At 55.6% G+C, this 19,053-nt stretch carries 15 protein-coding genes; 7 read left to right on the top strand and 8 right to left on the bottom strand.

Translation table 11 applies throughout. The annotated features are described in order from the left end of the window. Window positions 1-117 precede the first annotated feature (117 nt). A complete protein-coding gene (locus AC1XDK_RS15290; RefSeq protein WP_483350769.1) occupies window positions 118-1,620 on the top strand; it encodes a family 4 glycosyl hydrolase in 1,503 nt (500 codons plus the stop codon). Between the two features lie 365 nt (window positions 1,621-1,985). Further along, complete coding sequence (locus AC1XDK_RS15295) at window positions 1,986-3,203, top strand: mandelate racemase/muconate lactonizing enzyme family protein (RefSeq protein ID WP_483350770.1); 1,218 nt, start codon at window positions 1,986-1,988, stop codon at window positions 3,201-3,203. 44 nt (window positions 3,204-3,247) lie between these two features. Here AC1XDK_RS15295 and AC1XDK_RS15300 read toward each other — a convergent pair whose 3' ends face one another. The 3 genes from AC1XDK_RS15300 to AC1XDK_RS15310 form a co-directional block, all read right to left on the bottom strand. After that, window positions 3,248-3,922: a carbohydrate-binding family 9-like protein gene (locus AC1XDK_RS15300; protein ID WP_483350771.1), complete on the bottom strand. Its 675-nt coding sequence runs from the start codon at window positions 3,920-3,922 to the stop codon at window positions 3,248-3,250. A gap of 19 nt (window positions 3,923-3,941) precedes the next feature. Beyond that, a complete protein-coding gene (locus AC1XDK_RS15305) occupies window positions 3,942-4,829 on the bottom strand; it encodes an NAD-dependent epimerase/dehydratase family protein (protein WP_483350772.1) in 888 nt (295 codons plus the stop codon). A gap of 215 nt (window positions 4,830-5,044) precedes the next feature. Further along, entirely contained in the window at window positions 5,045-6,499 is a 1,455-nt protein-coding gene (locus AC1XDK_RS15310) for a family 4 glycosyl hydrolase (protein WP_483350773.1), read from the bottom strand. Window positions 6,500-6,639: 140 nt separating this feature from the next. Between AC1XDK_RS15310 and thsB the strand changes: the two genes are divergently transcribed. Further along, window positions 6,640-8,211, top strand: a complete 1,572-nt coding sequence (thsB, locus tag AC1XDK_RS15315; protein ID WP_483350774.1) for a thermosome subunit beta — start codon at window positions 6,640-6,642, stop codon at window positions 8,209-8,211. 51 nt (window positions 8,212-8,262) lie between these two features. Here thsB and AC1XDK_RS15320 read toward each other — a convergent pair whose 3' ends face one another. Beyond that, complete coding sequence (locus AC1XDK_RS15320; RefSeq protein ID WP_483350775.1) at window positions 8,263-9,408, bottom strand: ABC transporter ATP-binding protein; 1,146 nt, start codon at window positions 9,406-9,408, stop codon at window positions 8,263-8,265. A 205-nt stretch (window positions 9,409-9,613) separates the two neighbouring features. Here AC1XDK_RS15320 and AC1XDK_RS15325 point away from each other — a divergent pair, with 205 nt between their 5' ends. Both AC1XDK_RS15325 and AC1XDK_RS15330 read left to right on the top strand, forming a co-directional pair. Further along, the gene (locus tag AC1XDK_RS15325; protein ID WP_483350776.1) at window positions 9,614-10,543 is read left to right on the top strand and encodes a carbohydrate ABC transporter permease; all 930 of its coding nucleotides are present in this window, start codon (window positions 9,614-9,616) and stop codon (window positions 10,541-10,543) included. A gap of 54 nt (window positions 10,544-10,597) precedes the next feature. Continuing rightward, complete coding sequence (locus tag AC1XDK_RS15330; protein ID WP_483350777.1) at window positions 10,598-11,509, top strand: carbohydrate ABC transporter permease; 912 nt, start codon at window positions 10,598-10,600, stop codon at window positions 11,507-11,509. 311 nt (window positions 11,510-11,820) lie between these two features. Here the strand turns inward: AC1XDK_RS15330 and AC1XDK_RS15335 are convergent, their stop codons facing one another. Next, window positions 11,821-13,089, bottom strand: coding sequence for an extracellular solute-binding protein (locus AC1XDK_RS15335; protein ID WP_483350778.1), 1,269 nt, complete (start codon window positions 13,087-13,089; stop codon window positions 11,821-11,823). A gap of 166 nt (window positions 13,090-13,255) precedes the next feature. Continuing rightward, entirely contained in the window at window positions 13,256-13,699 is a 444-nt protein-coding gene (locus AC1XDK_RS15340; RefSeq protein ID WP_483350779.1) for a hypothetical protein, read from the bottom strand. A gap of 382 nt (window positions 13,700-14,081) precedes the next feature. Here AC1XDK_RS15340 and AC1XDK_RS15345 point away from each other — a divergent pair, with 382 nt between their 5' ends. Further along, a complete protein-coding gene (locus tag AC1XDK_RS15345; protein WP_483350780.1) occupies window positions 14,082-15,110 on the top strand; it encodes a Gfo/Idh/MocA family protein in 1,029 nt (342 codons plus the stop codon). A 325-nt stretch (window positions 15,111-15,435) separates the two neighbouring features. Here AC1XDK_RS15345 and AC1XDK_RS15350 read toward each other — a convergent pair whose 3' ends face one another. Further along, complete coding sequence (locus AC1XDK_RS15350) at window positions 15,436-16,209, bottom strand: IclR family transcriptional regulator (RefSeq protein WP_483350781.1); 774 nt, start codon at window positions 16,207-16,209, stop codon at window positions 15,436-15,438. A 232-nt stretch (window positions 16,210-16,441) separates the two neighbouring features. On the opposite strand from AC1XDK_RS15350, the gene AC1XDK_RS15355 reads away from it, so the two are divergent. Further along, window positions 16,442-17,506 (top strand): mannonate dehydratase, encoded by a 1,065-nt coding sequence (locus AC1XDK_RS15355; RefSeq protein ID WP_483350783.1) that lies wholly within the window; start codon window positions 16,442-16,444, stop codon window positions 17,504-17,506. Window positions 17,507-18,101: 595 nt separating this feature from the next. Here the strand turns inward: AC1XDK_RS15355 and AC1XDK_RS15360 are convergent. Beyond that, window positions 18,102-18,986 carry a fumarylacetoacetate hydrolase family protein gene (locus tag AC1XDK_RS15360; protein ID WP_483350784.1) on the bottom strand — a complete coding sequence of 295 codons (885 nt, stop codon included), beginning with the start codon at window positions 18,984-18,986 and terminating at the stop codon, window positions 18,102-18,104. Window positions 18,987-19,053: the final 67 nt, after the last annotated feature.

Here is a 19,053-nt window from a genome sequence, read left to right on the forward strand (position 1 = left end):
TAGGAATCGGTCGGTGTGCCGACTCTCGGAGCGCGGGATTTGCTACTCGGGATCGACGAGCATCGAGTAGAATAGTGAGCATAACACCTAAGACCCATGTGAAATATACTACTGTCCATGGTGAATGATCAGCAGCTGATCGACCAGAGTAGCCACCAGCAATCGCTTCCGGAACTTCCGGAACTTCCGGATGACCGCGTCAAAATCACCTATATCGGGGGTGGTAGTCGGCAGTGGGCGCCGAACCTGTTCCGCGACCTCGCCCTCTGCACTGAAGTCGAAGGTGAGGTAGCCTTGTACGACATTAACTACGAGAGTGCCGAACTCAACGCGGAATTCGGAAACTGGGTGCAGGAGCGTGAAGGAGCGGTGGGCGACTGGGAGTACGAGGCGGTCGAAGACCGGGCGACGGCGCTCGACGGTGCCGACTTCGTCATTCTCTCCACACAGTTCAACCCCGCCGAGACGTTCGTTCACGACCTCGACATTCCGGAGAAGTACGGTATATACGGGGCCGTCGCGGCGACCATCGGTCCCGGCGGGATACTGCGTGCGATGCGGACGATTCCGGTCTATCGCGAATTGGGTGCCGCTATCGGGGAACACTGCTCCGATGCGTGGGTACTGAACTACACGAACCCGATGACGTGGGCGACCCGAGCACTGTACGAGGCGTTTCCCGACATCAACGCGCTCGGGTTGTGCCACGAGGTGTTCCACGCACAGGACATGCTGGCAGACTTGGTGGGAGAGTATTTCGAGGTGGGACGACCGGACCGCGACGAGATCGACATGAACGTCAAGGGGATCAATCATTTCACGTGGGTCGACGAGGCGTACTGGCGTGGAGTCGATCTCTTCGACGTCATCGATTATCACTTGCAACAGGACGGCGCGATGCGGGAGTTCAGCGTGGCGGAGATGGCTGACCAAGATCCGTTCGTCGACAACAATCAGGTGACGTTCGAGCTGTATCGTCGGTTCGGAGTTCTTCCCGCGGCGGGTGACCGGCACTTGGTCGAGTACGCCCCGTGGTTCATCCAAGGGACGATGCCCGACGACCTCAACCGGTGGGGGGTCAAGCGGACTACGAGCGAATACCGCAGCCAGCACTGGGAGGACGACGCGACGGACCATCAGACGTACGACGTCAAGTCGTGGATGGACGGACAGGAGGATTTTTCGCTCGCCGAATCCGGCGAAATCGCCGTCGACCTCATAACGACGCTCACCTCCGGGGACATGATGAAGACGCACGTGAATCTCCCCAACCGTGGACAGATATCGGACCTCCCCGACGGGGCGGTGGTCGAAACGAACGCGCTGATAACGCCGAACAACGCCAAACCGATCACCGCTGGTCCGCTTCCGCGACCGGTACGCACGCAACTTCGGACTCACGTGGACACCCACGAAACTCTCATCGAGGCGGCCGTCGACGGAGGGGACGTGGACCTCGCGTTCCAGGCGTTCCTCAACGATCCACAGGTCCGGTCGCTCCAGACCGAAACCGCACGGGAGCTGTTCGCCGAACTCGTCGATGCGGAAGCGGACTATCTCGGCGAGTGGGACCTCGAACGGTCCACCGTCCTCGCGGAATCGGACGCATACCGGCCGTAACCATCGACCTACTCGGGTCTGCGGCTTTCGATCTCCTATCGACATGTGTTAACACCAAATTTCGGGACGTCGAATTCCATTTTCGAACCGGGACGGAAAACGACGTCCCGTTCATTACCGTTCGATAATACCGAATCGGGGTGAGTACACTCCTTTTGGCCCCTCTAACATGGCGCGATTACAGTAGTAGTCCTGTAATGTAACACCGAAAATCGGGATTCGCGAGGGGCGTTCGATGATACCGAACGACGGTGGAAGACCACTACAACCTGAACGGCTATAAATCGGTGTCCACCGGTAGCGTTGTGACCCCTCCGCAGGCGAGTAATTATTTAAACCATCTACGTGTAAGGTAGTTCAGAGAGATGCAAATTGCCGATATACAGGCGTATAACCTGTCGTCCACGCTCGACTCCCCTCGGGAGTACCAGCTTTACAGCGGACGACGGCGGATATTCAAACGCGATTTGGTCCTCGTAACCGTGGAGACGGTCAGCGGTGAAATGGGGTACGCACCGGTCGACGCCAGTAGTTCAGTGATGAGGGAGTTTTCCACCGACAAAACCCTGGATAACTTCGTGAAGGTGATCGAACGGGCGATCGCCCCCAGTTTGAAGCGGGAGAAGATCACGTCGATAGAGACGGTGGGGAAGATCATCGGACAAACGACCTTGTCTCGGGAGTTCAAATCCCGGTCCACCGCGGCGCTCGACATCGCGCTCCACGATATAGCGGGTAAACAAAACGGAGCACCGGTGTACGAACTGCTCGCCAAGGAGGACGACGTTGCCCCCGAAATCCCTCTCTATGCGTCGGGAGGTATGTATCCCTCACCGGACGACGTAGCTGCCGAGGCGAAGCGGATAACGAAGGAAGGTTTCAAGGGATATAAATATCACGTCGGTCGAGGACCGGACGAGGACCGAGAGATGATTCGCCGCGTTCACCAAGCCGTCGGCGAACAAATCGATGTCATGGTCGATGGACACACGTGGTGGGGTTTCGGGCAGCGATCGTACGATCTGGACACCATCGTCGACCTCGTGTCGGCTCACGGAAAGTACGGCGTTCGGTGGGTGGAAGAACCCATCGAACCGAGCGACCACGAACGATATCGATCCATTTCGAAACGGACCGGTGTCCCGCTAGCAGGCGGGGAAAGCAAAGCGATGCCGGAAGACCTGATCGAATTGGCGAAGACCGGTGGTGTCGACTACCTGCAGTGCGACGTTCGACAGCACTGCGGATTCTCCGGTTGTCGAAAAGTCGTCGAATACTGCCAGGAGTCACCAGTCACGTTCGTCCCACACCACTTCGGGACGAAACTTGGGTTGGTCGCAAACGCCCATTTGGCGGCGGCCGCGCCCGAGACACCGTTCCTCGAATATCCCATCTATGAGGACGATGGCGCGCCGGGAATGTACCCGAATCCGCTCGCAAACGACATCCTATCGACCCCGCTCGAAATAAAAAACGGAACGCTCGAACTGTCCGGGGAACCCGGACTGGGAATCGAGGTGAATCGCGACGTCATCGAGGAGTATCCGTACGTCGACGGCCCGTGGACTGAATTCGTCCATTGAGTGTGACCCTTCTTTCACGTTGCCGCGAGACAGGATGTGACTCATCAATCGAATCGGAAACGACCGAAATACTCCGGGGAGTGATACGCAGGCTCATCCGTCGGCATGGGATTCCACGTCGCCTTCTGTTCGTCGGAGGGAACACCGCTTCGGTACACGTTTCCCCTCAAAACGGAATCCGAATTCGGATCGATGCCGATACCCGTCAACGACCGAAGTACCGAAAAGGGAATTGCGGCAGCCAACCACCACCCCGTGTCGTCGTCCCGTGGTTCGCGCGTCGGTCCTTCGACGGACGTTTCGACACGGACTCTTTCGGCCACGCCCGGCGAGACGAGATCGCGTCCGATACCGCGTTCCTGCCAGCCCGCTTCCTGCCACGCCAGTTTGAAGTAGCCACAACAGTTCGCTTCGAAGTTGAAGTACCGTGAATCCTCGTTCGGATTCGGATCGGCGAACAGTTCGACCGAACTGTCACGATACGTCGGTCCGTTCAGATCCGTCACGTGCGACGAGATGTTGTTATCCTCGACGTGGAACTGTAGATACAGCGCTTCGTCATCGTACAGTATTCGTGCCGTCAGCGACGGTTTCGGACCGTCACGATGCCAATTGAACTGATCGACGTCGATTCGGTCGGCGTCGGACCAAGGTGTTTCCTCAACGTCGCCTGCGAGTCGAACGCCGCCGGATATCGAATTGATAGTGGTTTCTCTCATACTTCTCGTCGTATCCGGTCTACTTCGTGAGGGTCGGAACGGGCCGATTCTCGTCGGCGGCCGTTCGCCAACTGTGCTTCGGGTCCCATCCGAGGACTGCGTTCGCTTTTTCCGAGCTCAAGGCTGACTCCTCACCGAGTATCGAAGTGTCGTCCGGGATGTCACCGAAGTACTCTTCGAACGCCTCCGTCGTCGGTCTGCCCAGATAGTTGTCGTCAGCCGCGATCACGAACGGCTCGTGTCCCGACAGATCCGCGTCCAACGTCCGGGAAACCGCAGTTGCTACGTCACGTCCGTCCACGTACGACCAGAAGTTACCGACGCCGTTTTCCAACGAATCTCGACCGTCGAGTACCGAATACTTGCCCGGATATTGGACGTTCGAGATCCGGAGACTGGCGATCGGAATGCCATATCGTCGTGTGATGACGTCCGCAATGTCCTCGCCGACGAGTTTCGATGAACCGTACGGGTCCTCTGGTCGCAGGGGGTGGTCTTCGTCGATGGGGAGATACTCGGGTGGTGCCGGACGTTCCGCGAACGGAAAGCCATACGCGCTCTCGCTGGACGCCCACGTCACGGGAAGCTTCTCCCTCCCCGCTGCGGTGAGAACGTTGTAGGTACTCATTACGTTGTTTTCGAATACGTGCGTCCCCGGATGTACTTCCGGATTCGGAATCGCAGCGAGGTGTACGATAGCGTCCGGATCGGCTTCTCGAATCAACTCCTCGAACGCACCCCGTGTCGTCAGATCACAGGATTTGAGTTCCACACGGTCTCGTGCTCTCACTCCGGATCCCGGATGGGTCGTATCGACGCCGACGACCGAATAACCCTCCTCTGTCAGAAAATCGACAGTCCAACGGCCTACCCGACCGAAACTGCCGGTTACTACTACTGTATTCATTGGCTGCTCTCGTAGTAGGTTCGGGAACGGTATATTTAAAATTTCGTCCGAACAGCATCACTGAAAGATTTTTTGAGAAGTAAGGGCTTCGAAGCGGCGGGAAGTGTGAAACCGATGTTCGAGCGGATCGTCCCGAACGGTGCTTCGGAGAGGTACACTCGAAACGCTGGTCTGCGAATAAACAGAGGTCGGTTCCACAGCCGTCCACATGCGTGTCAACGAACTGCCGATGTGTTCTCGAAGTCCCAGTGGTCGTCCAGATAGGGGCGAACTGAAGTGACCAAGTCGTCGAACATCTCCCGCGCCTCGGCCATGGGAATGCAGACGAGTGGGTCGTTGAGGAACGCTCGGAACGCGAGGTCGACATCGCCCGAAAATCCCGCTTCGATCAGCGTCTCCTGGTTTTCGACGTGTGTACTGACGAGGTTGTGTACCTGTGCGGGAAGTACTCCCGAAGCCAGCGGCGTTACGCTGTCGTCAGTGAAGAGTGCGTTCGTCTCGACGACGGCGTTCGCCGGGAGGTTCGATACTTGACCGCGGTTCGGCAGGTTGAGGTTCGTCTTCAGCTCTTCGAAGCCCAACAGTGCGTGCATGATTTCGACCAGCTCCTCACCGGAGTCGAAGAACTCGAACTTCTCCTCGCCATTCATCGGGTCGTGGAACTTCGAAAGGGCGTCCTCCTGACGGTCGACTCGATACTTGCTGGGCGTGAGACGGATCCCCCACCGTTGTATCTCCGTTTCGTCGGCACAGGTGAGGAACCAAGGGACGAATTCCGCCAAATGTCGATCCCCTGCGGCCGGGAACGTTCCGAACCGTTCGTAGAGTTCGTAGGTGACGAGTTCGTTGTCGACGAAATAGGATTCCCCGTCCAAGTCGCCCGGTTCGAACGAGCGGTCGCGGATCTCCGTTTCGAGATGCCGTTCGATGAGGGGATGAAGGTCCTCTCCGCGCCAACTCATTTCGTCGATCCACGTGAAATGGTTGACCCCCTTGACGTTCACGTCGATCTCCTTTCTCGACGGTTGGTCCGTATCACGGTACTTCCCGACGAGGTTCGCCAGATGTTCTTGGGTATGAAACACTTCGTGACAACAACCGATTGCGTTGATGTCGGGAAACTCCTCGTACAGCGTTCGTACACAGACGGTCATCGGATTCGTGTAGTTTACCACCCACGCGTTCGGGCAGTGCTCTCGGACGGCCGCGGCGATATCTCGATACACCGGAATGGTTCGCATCGCTCGCACGGTTCCGCCGGGTCCGACCGTGTCGCCGACGGACTGAAGGATACCGTATTCGGCGGGTATATCGATTTCGTGGGCCATCGTTTCCGGGGGGGGATCTTGCGTGGAGAGAACGACGAAGTCGGCACCGTCGAGCGCCGTTTCTCGGTCTTCGACCGCCTCGTACGTCCAGTCACCCACCGCTCCTTCACGCTCCTGCACCCAGTTTCCGAACCGCTCGTTTCGTTTGGCGCTTTCAAAAACGCGGTCGTACAACACCACTTCCCCCGATATCGTCGTACACTGTGCGAGGTCGTTGATCAGGGTGTACGCCCAGCCCCGACTTCCTCCCCCGATGTACCCGATTTTTATGTTCTCCACCGGGTCGCTCCGTTTCGGAGCAGTCGTACTACTGTCGGTCTTCGTACCTATCTCGCTCTCCATGACTACGTCACATAATCTCCCGAAGGGAGTTATATTTTATGGATACGGAACTTTGCGAAGAATCCTGACATCGGATAACGATTTGTTCTAGTATCGAGTCACAGAACGTATTTATGGATGTCCACGCAAATGGGTAGCACATGGCTCAAGCCACCACGGACCTGAGGAGAAGGTGGGACTCCTCCGACAGCGAAGGAGAACGAAGCGTGCAGTTCCACAACGCTAGAGCGGCCCAAGCGGTCGCAGGGGCAGTCAGGTCGACGCTCGGCCCGGATGGAATGGACAAGATGGTCATTGACGAGAGCGGAGACGTGACGATCACCAACGACGGTGCGACCGTCCTGGAAAAGATGTCGTTCGACGATCCCTTCGGGACGATGACCGCACACGTGGGCTTTGCACAGAAGTCGGAGGTAGGTGACGGGACGACGACCGCGATAATCATCGCAGGAGAATTGATACGGGGTGTACGGACGCTCCTCTCTGAGGGAATCCATCCGACATCGATAGTCTCCGGATTCCGCGCCGCGAGTTCGCTCGCGTGCGACCAGTTGGAGACCATGGCTACCACCGTTGAGAACGAAGAGGACCCCCTGTTCGAACAGGCGATAGCGAGTACCCTCTCCGGAACCGTTTCCGATGCGGAGGGGAGAGCAGTAGCGGAACTGCTAGTCGGTGCCTTTCGACAGGTCGGCGACCGGAGAGGGAGAGACCTCACCAAGCGAATCGCCGTCGCACGTCGCCCTGGCCGACGGATTGGTGAATCCGAGATACGTTCCGGCGCGGTCGTAGAGAAATCACCGATCGTCGAGGATGTGGCCGTAGAACTCGATGACGCCACCATACTTCTCGTAGACGCGCCGCTCGAAGTGGGCGACTCGAAAGGCGATTTCGTCGCCGAGGTGAGCGACCCGAATGGGTATCGACGGTTCGTCGATCGGGATTCGCGCGCCCGTCAGCGAATCGTAGACCGCATCGTCGAGGCCGAAGTCGACGTCGTCTTTTGTCAGAAACGCGTTGAAGACGAAATAGCAGGGCGTCTCGCCGAGGAGGGAGTTCAGATATCGAGGTTCACTCCCAAACCGGACATCGAGTTTTTGGCACGGTTGCTCGATGTTCGGATCGTTTCCGACCTGAAGACGGAGATACGGAACGAAACTGGGCGAGCGGACGTTTCCTATACTGGGGTAGAAAACACCTTCTACATCGAACGAACGGATGCGGCCGCCGTGACGCTGGTCCTCCGGGGGACGACGAAAACGGTCTCGGACGAATTCGAACGTGCCGTCACCGATGCGATCGACCTCGGCGTCCGATTGCTCTCCGATGGGCAGGTCGTCCCGGGTGCCGGTGCGATCGAGATGGAACTCGCCAAAAACGTTCGAAACAGTGCGATACAACGGAGCGGCCGCGAGCAACTGGCGATGGAGGCCTTTGCGGACGCATTGGAAAAGATCCCGTACGTCCTCGCAAAAAATGCGGGAGTCGACTCGCTACGAGCCCTGACCGAACTACGATCCGCTCACGACGGTGGCGATAGGGACACTGGGATAGACGTCCGTTCCGGGGAGCCGACCGACGCGTACGCGTCCGAAGTCGTCGATGTGGCGGCGGTAAAACGGAACGCGATCATCAGCGCCACGGAAGCCGCGAATCTCGTCCTGAAAGTCGACGGTGTTCTTCCGGCAACGGAACTGTCGAAGGACTCCTAACGTACGCGAGGTCGTTCGTGTCCGGTCACTGAAGGTCGCGTCGGAGCGGTCTCAATCCCCGTGGGAGGACAGTTGTTTCGGGAACGACTCGTCCGTCGGCAAACTTCGGTTACAAAGCGTGTCACCCGTTTCGCCGCTGAAGAGATGGATCTTCTCTTCGGGAAGCACCAGCGTGACATCGGTATCCTGTTCTACGTATCGTTCGCCGGGTATCTTCACCGTCAACTCGATACCCTCGACTTCGGCGTGCATGTAGTTGATGTCTCCGAGCGGTTCGACGACGTTGACGTTCGCACGGATCGTATGATCGCCCGGACCATCGGCGAGTTTGATATCCTCCGGGCGGATGCCAAGTGTGACGTGGCCTTCGCCACGTACCGCGTCGAGACGACTGCCGGAAAGGGGATATCTGACTCTGTCACTCACGAGGTCCCCGTCGTCGACTTCCATCTCGAAGAAGTTCATCGACGGTTCGCCGATGAACCCCGCGACGAACTGGTTTTGTGGCGTATAATAGCATTCCAGCGGGGTTCCGACTTGTTGAAGCGTCCCACCATCGAGGATTGCGATTTTGTCCCCCATCGTCATCGCCTCGGTCTGGTCGTGGGTGACGTAGACGGTGGTGATGTTCAGGTTATCTTGCAGTTCCTGAATCTCGGTACGCATGTGTGCTCGAAGTTTGGCGTCGAGGTTCGAGAGCGGTTCGTCCAGCAGGAACACGTGTGGTTCACGAACGATGGCCCGGCCGAGGGCTACGCGTTGTTGTTGTCCGCCGGAGAGTTCCTTCGGTTTGTCCCCCAGCAGATTGTCGATACCCATCATCTCCGCGACGCGCTCGACACGATCCGAGACTTCCTCATCCGACAGGTTCGTGGTCATTTTGAGCCCGAAACTCATGTTTTCACGCGCGGACATGTGAGGATAGAGCGCGTAGTTCTGGAACACCATGGCGATATCCCGATTCTTCGGCTTCTCGTCGTTGACGACTGTTCCGTCGATCCGAATTTCGCCCTCCGACACCGATTCGAGACCGGCGATACTCCGAAGCGTCGTGGACTTTCCGCACCCGGACGGGCCGACCAAGACGAGGAAGTTGCCCTCTTCGAGCGTGATACTGAGGTCATCGACGCCGATGATCGGATCCGCGGACCCCGATTGGTAAACCTTCGTGAAGTTTCGTAACTCTAGATCCGCCATTGCTGAACGGAGTATTTGCGAATTGTTAATATATGTCTTTTTGAATTATATTGATAATTGTGGTTTCGAACAATCTACGGGAACTTCTCAACGGGCAGCTGCAGCGATTGGAGGGTCGAATCGAAGAGTAAGATCTTATTGTACACACATTTGTGTCGGTTTTTGGCATAAATTTTTATATGCCCGTCGATAATTGTCACAATCGATGTCGACACCTACGGGAGAAGAGTATAGATTTCATCGCGTACGCCGATTCTTCGGCGAGGCTGAGTGGTTCGCTCGTGAAACGTGGGTCGGATACGGGCTCGTATTACCCGCGACGGTGATGATGCTAGTGATTATCGTTTATCCGACGATACAAGCCCTCTGGATTAGCTTTCATTCCCGCTCGTTTCTGAATCCCGATAGCGTCGAGTGGATCGGATTGGTGAACTATCACGAGTTGTTCGCGGATCCGGTGTTCGCGCTCGCATTGAAACAGACAGTACTACTGACGGTCGGAGCCGTGGTGTCGATGTATCTCCTCGGATTAGGCCTCGCACTATTGCTCAAGGAAAACCTGCCCGGACTCGGAAAGCTACGGAGTTTATCCATGGTTCCGTGGGTGATCCCCCCTGTGGTGATCGTCATCATCTGGACGTGGACGTTTCAGGTCGATTACGGCTTGGCCAACCTGCTGATGAAGATGGTCGGCGGCCCGAACAAATCATGGTTCGGTGACAAGTCGCTCGCACTGCCGCTCGTAACGATGTTACGGGTCTGGAAAGACACCCCGTTCGTCGCCATCGCGCTTATGGCCAGCATGCAGTCGATTCCCGAAGAATACTACGAAGCGGCAGAAATAGACGGTGCTGGTCGGCTACAGATGTTTCGATACATCACCCTACCAAACATCTCGTACATTTCGATGATCATGATCGTCATCGAGACCATCGCCGCGTTCAATTCGTTCCAAATGATTTACATCGCGACCGGTGGCGGTCCCGTGAACGCGACGGAGGTACTCGGCACGTACGTGTATCAACAGGCGTTCCGCGAGTACGCGCTGGGCTACGCGTCGGCAGTCGGTGCCGTGATGCTCCTCTTACTGGCGATATTCACGGTCGTCTACATCGTACTGGAGGATACGGAATGATGGCTTCGAACGACAACGACTCTCGAACGACTACCAACGGAGGACAGAACGACAATGGCAACAACTAACCAACATACGACGGACAGAAACAACGGAATCGTCGACCGCTTAGACGCGTGGGTCGGCGAAGAGCACAGTCTCAAATACGCCCTCGGTGTATACGCGGCACTGGCGCTGTATTTCATCTGGTTTCTCGTCCCGGTAGTGTGGCTCGCGCTATCGACGATCAAATCGGGGTCGATCATACAAGCGGACCATCTCATCATCATCCCCTCGGCGGAGAATTTCACGCTCGGCAATTACGAGTTGGTATTGACCGATCCGCAGTTCCAATCGCTGTTCGTCAATTCGATAATCATCGCGTTCAGTACGACCGCGATAACGCTTGTGTTGGGGATTCTTGGGGCGTATTCGCTGAGCCGATTCACCTACCCGGGACGGAAGGTACTGCTCGTCGCGTTCATGTCGACGAAGATGTTGCCACCTGCGCTGATCATCATCCCGTTCTTCCTGATGATGTACTCGTTGAGCCTCGTCGACTCCTATCTCGGGATTATCCTCGCACACTGCGTGCGGGCGCTCCCGTTAGCCATGTGGCTACTGAAAGGGTTCTTCGACGAGATACCGAAAGCGCTCGACGAAGCAGCACGGATAGATGGCTGTTCTCACTTTACCGCCCTCTACTACGTGATCATCCCGCTAGCGCTGCCCGGCATTGCCGTCGCATCGTTTTACACCTTCGTCACGTCGTGGAACGATTTCCTCTTCGTGTCGGTCCTCTCGCAGAGTGGTGGAACGCGTACGCTCCCCTTCGGCCTCTTCCTGTTCCAGAGCGCGAACACCATCAACTGGGGAGCGACTGTCACCGCAGCTACCGTCACCGCGATTCCGTCGATCGTGTTCTTCGCCCTCGTCCAGAATTACATCGTCGAGGGACTCGCAAGCGGCGGAATGCACGGTACGTAACCGCCGGGACCTCCCGACGACGATTTTCTCACCGCTCCGAACCGAGCGTTGGCTCCCACACGATTTACTCGAACCACGAGTGACAAGTGTCGATAATCGGTCGGAATGACACAGAGCAGTGTCTCTTTCGCAGTGTCAGAGCACAACCCCTCGTATCGATTGGAGTACATATATTCGCCCACTCCGGAGCGAGTAGCGTCGGTACGCAAAAGCAATGCCAGACGTGTCGGTACCGAAACAGTCACAAAAGAACGTTCGATATCGGAACAGTACCAAAAGGTGGTTCGGAATCTCTCGGAAACCGGACGCGTCTATATCTCTCCCGCCTTGCTGGACCACTCCTTGTGGAGTTGTTTGCCCGCCTTCATCGGGTCGATCTCGTCGTACATCACCTTCTGCGACAGGTCGAACCACGTCGTCGAAACCTTACTGACGCTCCAAAATCCGTAGGACTTTCCGGTTTTGAAGACCTCCTTGAACCCCTTCCAATCGGGATTGTTCGTCTGCTCGGGGACTTTCCATTCGACGTCCTCGTGTGCTGGGAGGTTACCAGGGTCCTCTTCGAGGAACGTCTTGATTCCCTCCGGACTCGTGGCCGCTTTGACCACTTTCCACGCGTCGTCCTTGTTCTTCGAGTTGTTGTTCAGGAAGACGGGCTTGACTTCCATGTACGTGCCTTTCTCACCACCCTCGACTCGTGGGTTGTGCGTAGCGACGCTGTTCCGATAGTTCTTCATCGCCTGTTTGTTGGTGTCGTCCGAACCGCTCGCCAATCCCGGAATCCACGGGCCGGTGGAGATGGCAGCATAGTTCCCGTTCACGTACGCGATGTCGTGAGCGAGGGAGTCGATCCCCCTCGCATTCGGGTCCGTCGCCGGTTTGTCCGTCTTATAGAAGGGGTCCCAGAAGTACTCCTTGAACACGATACCGAAGTCCTCCGCCGTCGGCACCAGTTTCCATCCGTCTCCGTCCGATTCGAAAATCGTATCGACGCGTTGGAAGAGGAACGACAGAAACTCCTGAAGTCCACGTGTATTCCCTTTCTGACTAGTGAGCGTGAAGCCGTGCATCCCGTCCTCTTTTTTCGTGATTTCAGCGCCCATCTCGACGAAATCCGACCATTTTTCGGAAACCTCGAAGCCGTATTTTTCGAATATGTCCTGTCGGTAGACGAACCCACGACCGTTTCCGATATAGGGTAACGCCCAGATGTCGTCTTTGTATTTCATCGTATCCAGACCGGTATATCCGTCCTTGTAATCCAGTTTGTCCACCCGGTCGGTCAACGGTTCGATCAGATCCGCAGAGACGTAATCACCTCGGTGGTTCGGCGTCGCTTCGACGACGTCAGGTGTCCCTGTTTTCGCGCCGGTGAGGTACTTCTTTTTGATGCTATCGTAGCGCATGTCCGAAAATTCGACCTTCCCGTCCACCGAATCGCGCATTAGTTTCTGGAGTTTCGGTGTCTGTGAATCGAACGCATCGGACCAGACGGTTATCTTGTTCGAACCGCCGCCACTACCGCCGCCACCGGAGCAGCCAGCGATACTACCTGCGCCCATTGCAGCGGCGAGGCTCATATACTTGCGTCTACTACAACCTGTGTTTGACATGGTCTATCATGAGTTGATGATTTCACCCTATATATTATTTGTTATTAGTATTAGACACTAGCGTCAAGGAATAAGTATCTTCCTTAGGGGGAAACGAAGTGCGAATGAACGATAGGCACGATTATCGCACCAGTTACGGCCGCCCCACGTAGCGGCGACGGAAGTAAAGGTAGACGATACACGTCACAGTCGTGGAGAGAATCAGCGAGTAGACGATGATCAAGGGAGTCGGTTTTCCGAGCGAGATACCCTCTACGAGGAGCAGATAAGAGAAGAGCGGGATGCCGAATCCCAACAGGAAATATCGAACCCAACTCGGTTTCCACTGGGACTCGGTGTGTGAGAGATGGATCGTATCCTTGAATAGGGCGAAGTATGCGAACAAACTCAACATGGCAGCGCCGGTCAGTACGAGACCCGTGAGGAGGCTATACGGACTCGTACTGACGGGTAGAAGCGTGTAGCCCGTGTAAATCGTCACGGCGATACCGACGACGATGTAGGCCGCTAACGTCATCCAATGCGTATCGTCAGTTCGAGAACGAGACGTGATGCTCGGATTCGGCGTTTGTTTCATACGGTAGTATCCAAAGAGGAGCCATATAAATCGTCGCTCCCCCTTTCCGGGTTCAGCAAACGACAATCACTACCCGGGTCCAACGGAAACGGCACCGGAACGGTCGAGATCGACCAGTTAGCGGACCGTTATAGAGGGCCCTGTCACACAAGCGGTTATCAAAGGTCCTTCGAAGACGTTCATACAACCGAGGCAAAACCGTGAAATCTCCAATCCCGTATCCCTAGGCACGTGTATTCCATATCAGTTGTCATGGCGTCTCACACTACTGAAGAATCGTCGCTGTATAAAGGATTTGTATGTTAGTGAGACGATACGTGTTTGAAATATAACGTTTGCATAAGTTTATATTCTCGTGATTGATTTCCATTGATACACCGCAATGACCGATCATACGAACGGTGAAGCCGTAAGTCAAATAGGAATAGTCGGCACGGGAAGCTTGGGAGGCGTGCTGGGGGAGCAATTTAACCGGCTCCCTTCGGCGGAGGTTTCTGCGATAGCCGACATCGATTCTGCTGCGTTATCCAGAACGGCGACGCGACTAGCCGTTCCCGAGACGTCGCTCTACGAGGATTACGAGCGGATGCTGGACGACGAGTCGCTAGACGCCGTACTCATCGTCACCCCTAATGGACTCCACTACGAGCAAACCGTCGCCGCTCTGGATCGAGGACTCCACGTCCTCTGTGAGAAACCGTTGACTATCGATACCGCCGATGCGAGAGCGCTGGTCGAACGCGACGAATCGAACGATTCAGTGTTGATGGTCGGGTACCAACGCCACCTGAACCCTGGATTCATCGAAGCTCGAGAACGCTGGGCGCTCGGCGACTCGACGCCGAAATTCATCACCGCAGAAATCACCCAAGATTGGCGTCACCATTTCGAAAAAGGAACCAATTGGCGTATGAACACTTCCTTGAGCGGCGGCGGACACCTCTATACGACAGGCACTCATATCATCGATGCGATACTCTGGGTAACAGGACTGACCCCGAAATACGTGACTGCCCGAATGGAGTATCACGGCGACGATAAACGGCTTGATACACAGTCCTCGATCGTTATCGAGTTCGAAAACGGTACGATCGCAAACGTCTTCGATTCAGGTATCGTTCCTCGGACGCGAGAACACATTCATATCTGGGACGACCAAGGGGCGATGTACTTCGACGGTCGAGAATGGGAAGACAGAACGATGAAGAGGATTTCTGGCGATGGTTCCGAAGTGTCACCATACGTTAACAGTGGTGAACGAAAGACGAAACCGGAAGCGTTCATCGAGTCGATCCGAGAAAACGAAACACCCCCAGCGACTGCGCGGGATGCCTTACGTGCGACGATCGTAAAGGAAGCGGCGTACGAGTCAGCGGCTACGAACGAGCGAATCGAAGTTCCGAGTCAGTAACCGGGTGGCTTGAAGGGCGCAGACTTCGTTCCGAATTATCGAACACAACGGTAACCATCGCTTGACCGCGACTGTAATCGGCCGTTTCCGGGCGTTCGAACGTTGAACGTGACATAGATGACATTTGGTTGTCACTATTGGCACTACGTACGCTGATGTCGTTCTATATTATCGAACAGGGAAGCGGATTACAGCACTATGTCTGTAAAGCAGGCCCATTTATGAAAAGCCGTCACGGTTTTATTCCTCGATCGTTCCAAATACGACACCGTAATGAGAGAAAGGTGTAAATTCGGATTCGGTAGAGAATATATCCGTCCGCTATTCAGACGTTCGAATAGTTTATCTCGATGACACGCACTGTGTGTTGAATTAACTCGGGTATTTTCCTGCGGAACGTTTCATCATCCATGTGGCGGGTCGATCCGGAAACGCTGATAGCTCCGAGGACCTCCTCGGTATTTGTGAGTATTGGAACCGCTACGCACCGAATGCCTTCGATTTGTTCGTTATCGTCGAACGCTACGTTCCGTGACCGGATATCCTCACACTCCTTGGTGAGTTCATCCATCGACGTGATGGTCTTCGACGTTTGTTCGATCATCCCGTGTCTGTCGATGATCTCTCGAACCCGCTCACGGGGAAAGTATGCGAGCATGGCTTTTCCGAATGCTGTGCAATGAAGGTATCGTTCGGTACCGATATGGGAGTCCGTTTGAACCGCTTTGTTTCCTCTCGACTGATGAACGAAGATTCCCTTGCCGTGTTCTTCGACGACGAGCTGAGCGGCAAGGCCGGTTTCGGCCGCAAGTTCGTCTACCTCGTCCTTCGTGAGTCGATAAACCGAGTTAGAGTGAGCGGCATAGCCGCCGACATTTAAAAACCGAAGTCCAACGCGGTACGTGTCGCCGATTTGTGCCACGTATCTGCGTTGTTCGAGGGTGTTCAAATGAGCGTGAATAGTGCTCTTCGACCGTCCCAAGTTATTCGCAAGTTCCGTCACTCCAGCACCATCCTTTTCCATGAGATATTCAATGATATCGAATGACGTGTCGATGGATTTTATTTTGTTTGTCGCCTTTTTTGTGCGTGGAGCCATACGGTACCCACTATTCTCTACGATAAAAAATCCACAGTATTGGTTGTGTTCTTGACTCCATTAGACATATAAATTTATGAAGTAATCGTGGTTACTCTAACATAATCACATTCAACACGAAGTGTGATGTCGGACGGACCACATCGTAGGGAACCATAACGGTTCTTCAATATATCCATACCTGTTTTTTGGCTATCAAACATATTTATGTATTCCAGAACGTTGTGGAGGTATGGATAGCAACCGTGCTACTACTGAGACGGCGAAAAGTGCTGATGTTCGAGTCGGTGTCAGAACACGTTCGCTCTCGGAGGATCGTTTGAGATATATCCGTCAATTGGGTGCAACAGACATATTTGTCGATCATGCGGACACGGACGAGGAACCGGACGAGTTCAACGACCAGGAGGGGATCCAAACGGTTTCCGTCGGCCGTGACTCGATTCCCACGGTTACGGAGCTAACGGCAGCGCGCGAGCGGGTCGAATCGGAGGGACTGTCGCTTACAGGTATTCAATCTCTTCCGTATTCGCTGTACGGAGACATCATGTTCGGTCGGGAAGGAGGTGACGAGTCCATCAACCAGATCATCACCCTCATCCAAAACCTCGGCGAGGCCGATATTCCTATCCTGGGATATCAATGGAATCCTCGCGGCGTCGTGCCGATGCGAACGTCCCCAGTGAGGACTCGCGGTCGAGCGCTCGGCACCGGGTTCGACCTCGCCGAACTCGACAACCCGAACGCACTCGCTCCCGACCTGGATAGGGAGTATACGGAATCCGAATTTTGGGAAAACTACCGCGAGTTCTTAGAAGCGGTTCTTCCGGTAGCGGAAGAGGCGGGCGTCAAGCTCGCACTGCATCCCGTCGACCCGCCGGTGATAGAATCACTCGGAGGCATCCCTCGATTGTTCCGCAACGTCGAGAACTTCGAGCGGGCGATGGATCTCGTTCCGAGCGACAACCATGGATTGAAACTGTGTCTCGGCTGTTTCTCACAGATGGGCGAGGACGTCAATCAGGTACTTCGTCGATTCGGTGAGCGCGACCAGATAGTCTTTATCCATTTTCGGGACGTCGTGGGGACGGTTCCGAAGTTTCACGAAACGTTCGTCGATACGGGGAACTTCGAGACCGTCGAAGTGGTTCGAACGCTCCACGACATCGGATTCGATGGGGTAGTCATTCCGGATCACGTCCCGAAGATGGTCGGAGACGATGATTGGCGTCACCGAGCACGTGGGTTTACCGTCGGATATCTCCGTGGGGTTATCGACACTGTACGTTCCGAGTGAAGCGGCAGACGAAGTCCGACGAACCGGGTAGCGATTCCCAAGGATTTCACGTGAAACGCGGACCGATGCCGAAAGATAACAAATTTCGGACCGAAACTCCGAACGGTCATGATACCTTGAGAAGACCGTCGTTGCGGATGGTTACGATTCCTTTCGATTTCCATGGCGAGTATGAACTCCGATGATTCTGTTGTGGAAAACGCACCTCCCTCGTAGTCGTCGATCGAAAGCGAACGGCAATGAAACCGAGCGGAGTTTCGAATTCCATTACAGAGCTAAGACTGTAATAGATAGTCGTGATACGGGAACGAATGGTCGATAGTGTGATGATTTCAGCCGATAGTCGTTCTCGTTATCAGAATCATCTCGTCCTCGCTGTAGAGTCCGACAACTGGGTCATGTCGACGAATATCCCGATAGACCGGGTTTTTGGGACTCGACGGCGGACCTCTCGAACAGAATCATCCAGCAGTATTTTCCAATTTCGTTCTTAGATATAGAACAGATGTCCTAACGGACAATGCAATCACACCGAAGCTGACCGGCTACCGGGAAAAGATGTCTTTGTTCGGGTGTGTCTTCACTTTCTATCGAGTCAGACGGTGACGGTATCGTTGACGAGCCGGCCGATACGGTCGATGTCGATGATGACTTCGTCACCTTCGGTGAGGGTGAACGACTCCGGAGGCACGAGCGCGGTTCCCGTGAGCAGAACCAGCGTCTCGGGAAGGCTGTTGTGGCGGCCGAGGTAGGAGACGAGTTCCTCGCAGGAGGTCGCCATCTCGCTCGTCGAAGTCGAGTCTTCGAACACGGTTTCCCCGTCGCGCTCGATGGTCAACGACATTTCGAGGTCGTGAGGGTCCTCGACCGTTTCCGCCGAGGCGACACACGGGCCGAGTGAACAACAGCGGTCGTACACCTTCGCCTGCGGGAGATACAGCGGGTTCTCCCCTTCGATGTCACGGCTGGAAACGTCGTTTCCGATAGTGTACCCGACGACGTCGCCGCGGTGCAGGACGACGCCGAGTTCCGGTTCCGGGACGTCCCACGTGGAGTCTCCGCGCACCCCGATTGCCTCTCCCGGCCCGACGGTCCGCGACGGCGTGGCCTTCATGAATAGCTCCGGCCGGTCGCTGTCGTACACGTCCATGTACACCTCTGGTTTCCCGCTCTCGGCTTTGCGTGCCTCCTCGCTGATTTGATACGTGACGCCCGCCGCCCACACCTCGTCGGCGATGACGGGCTGGAGGACGTTTTGGTCGGCGACGTCGAAGTCGATTCGTTCGGCCTCGTCGATACGCTTTCGGGCGAGCGTATCGACCGATTCGTCGTTCGCGTTCGCCGCGCGGGCGAGGTCCCTGAACGAACCGAGGTCGGCAGAGACGGACGAGAGGTCGTATGCGGTTCCGGCGTCGTCGATTACCACCAAGATATCCGCGGATGAGCGAAGCTCTCCCCCGGGGAGTCGGTAATAGCGCATACACAATGATGAGTGGAAGATGTTAAAAGAGTATCGTCGTCGGAAATGTGTCCTCTCGGGGGGAGGG

The organism is Haladaptatus sp. HS23 (genome assembly GCF_056892285.1).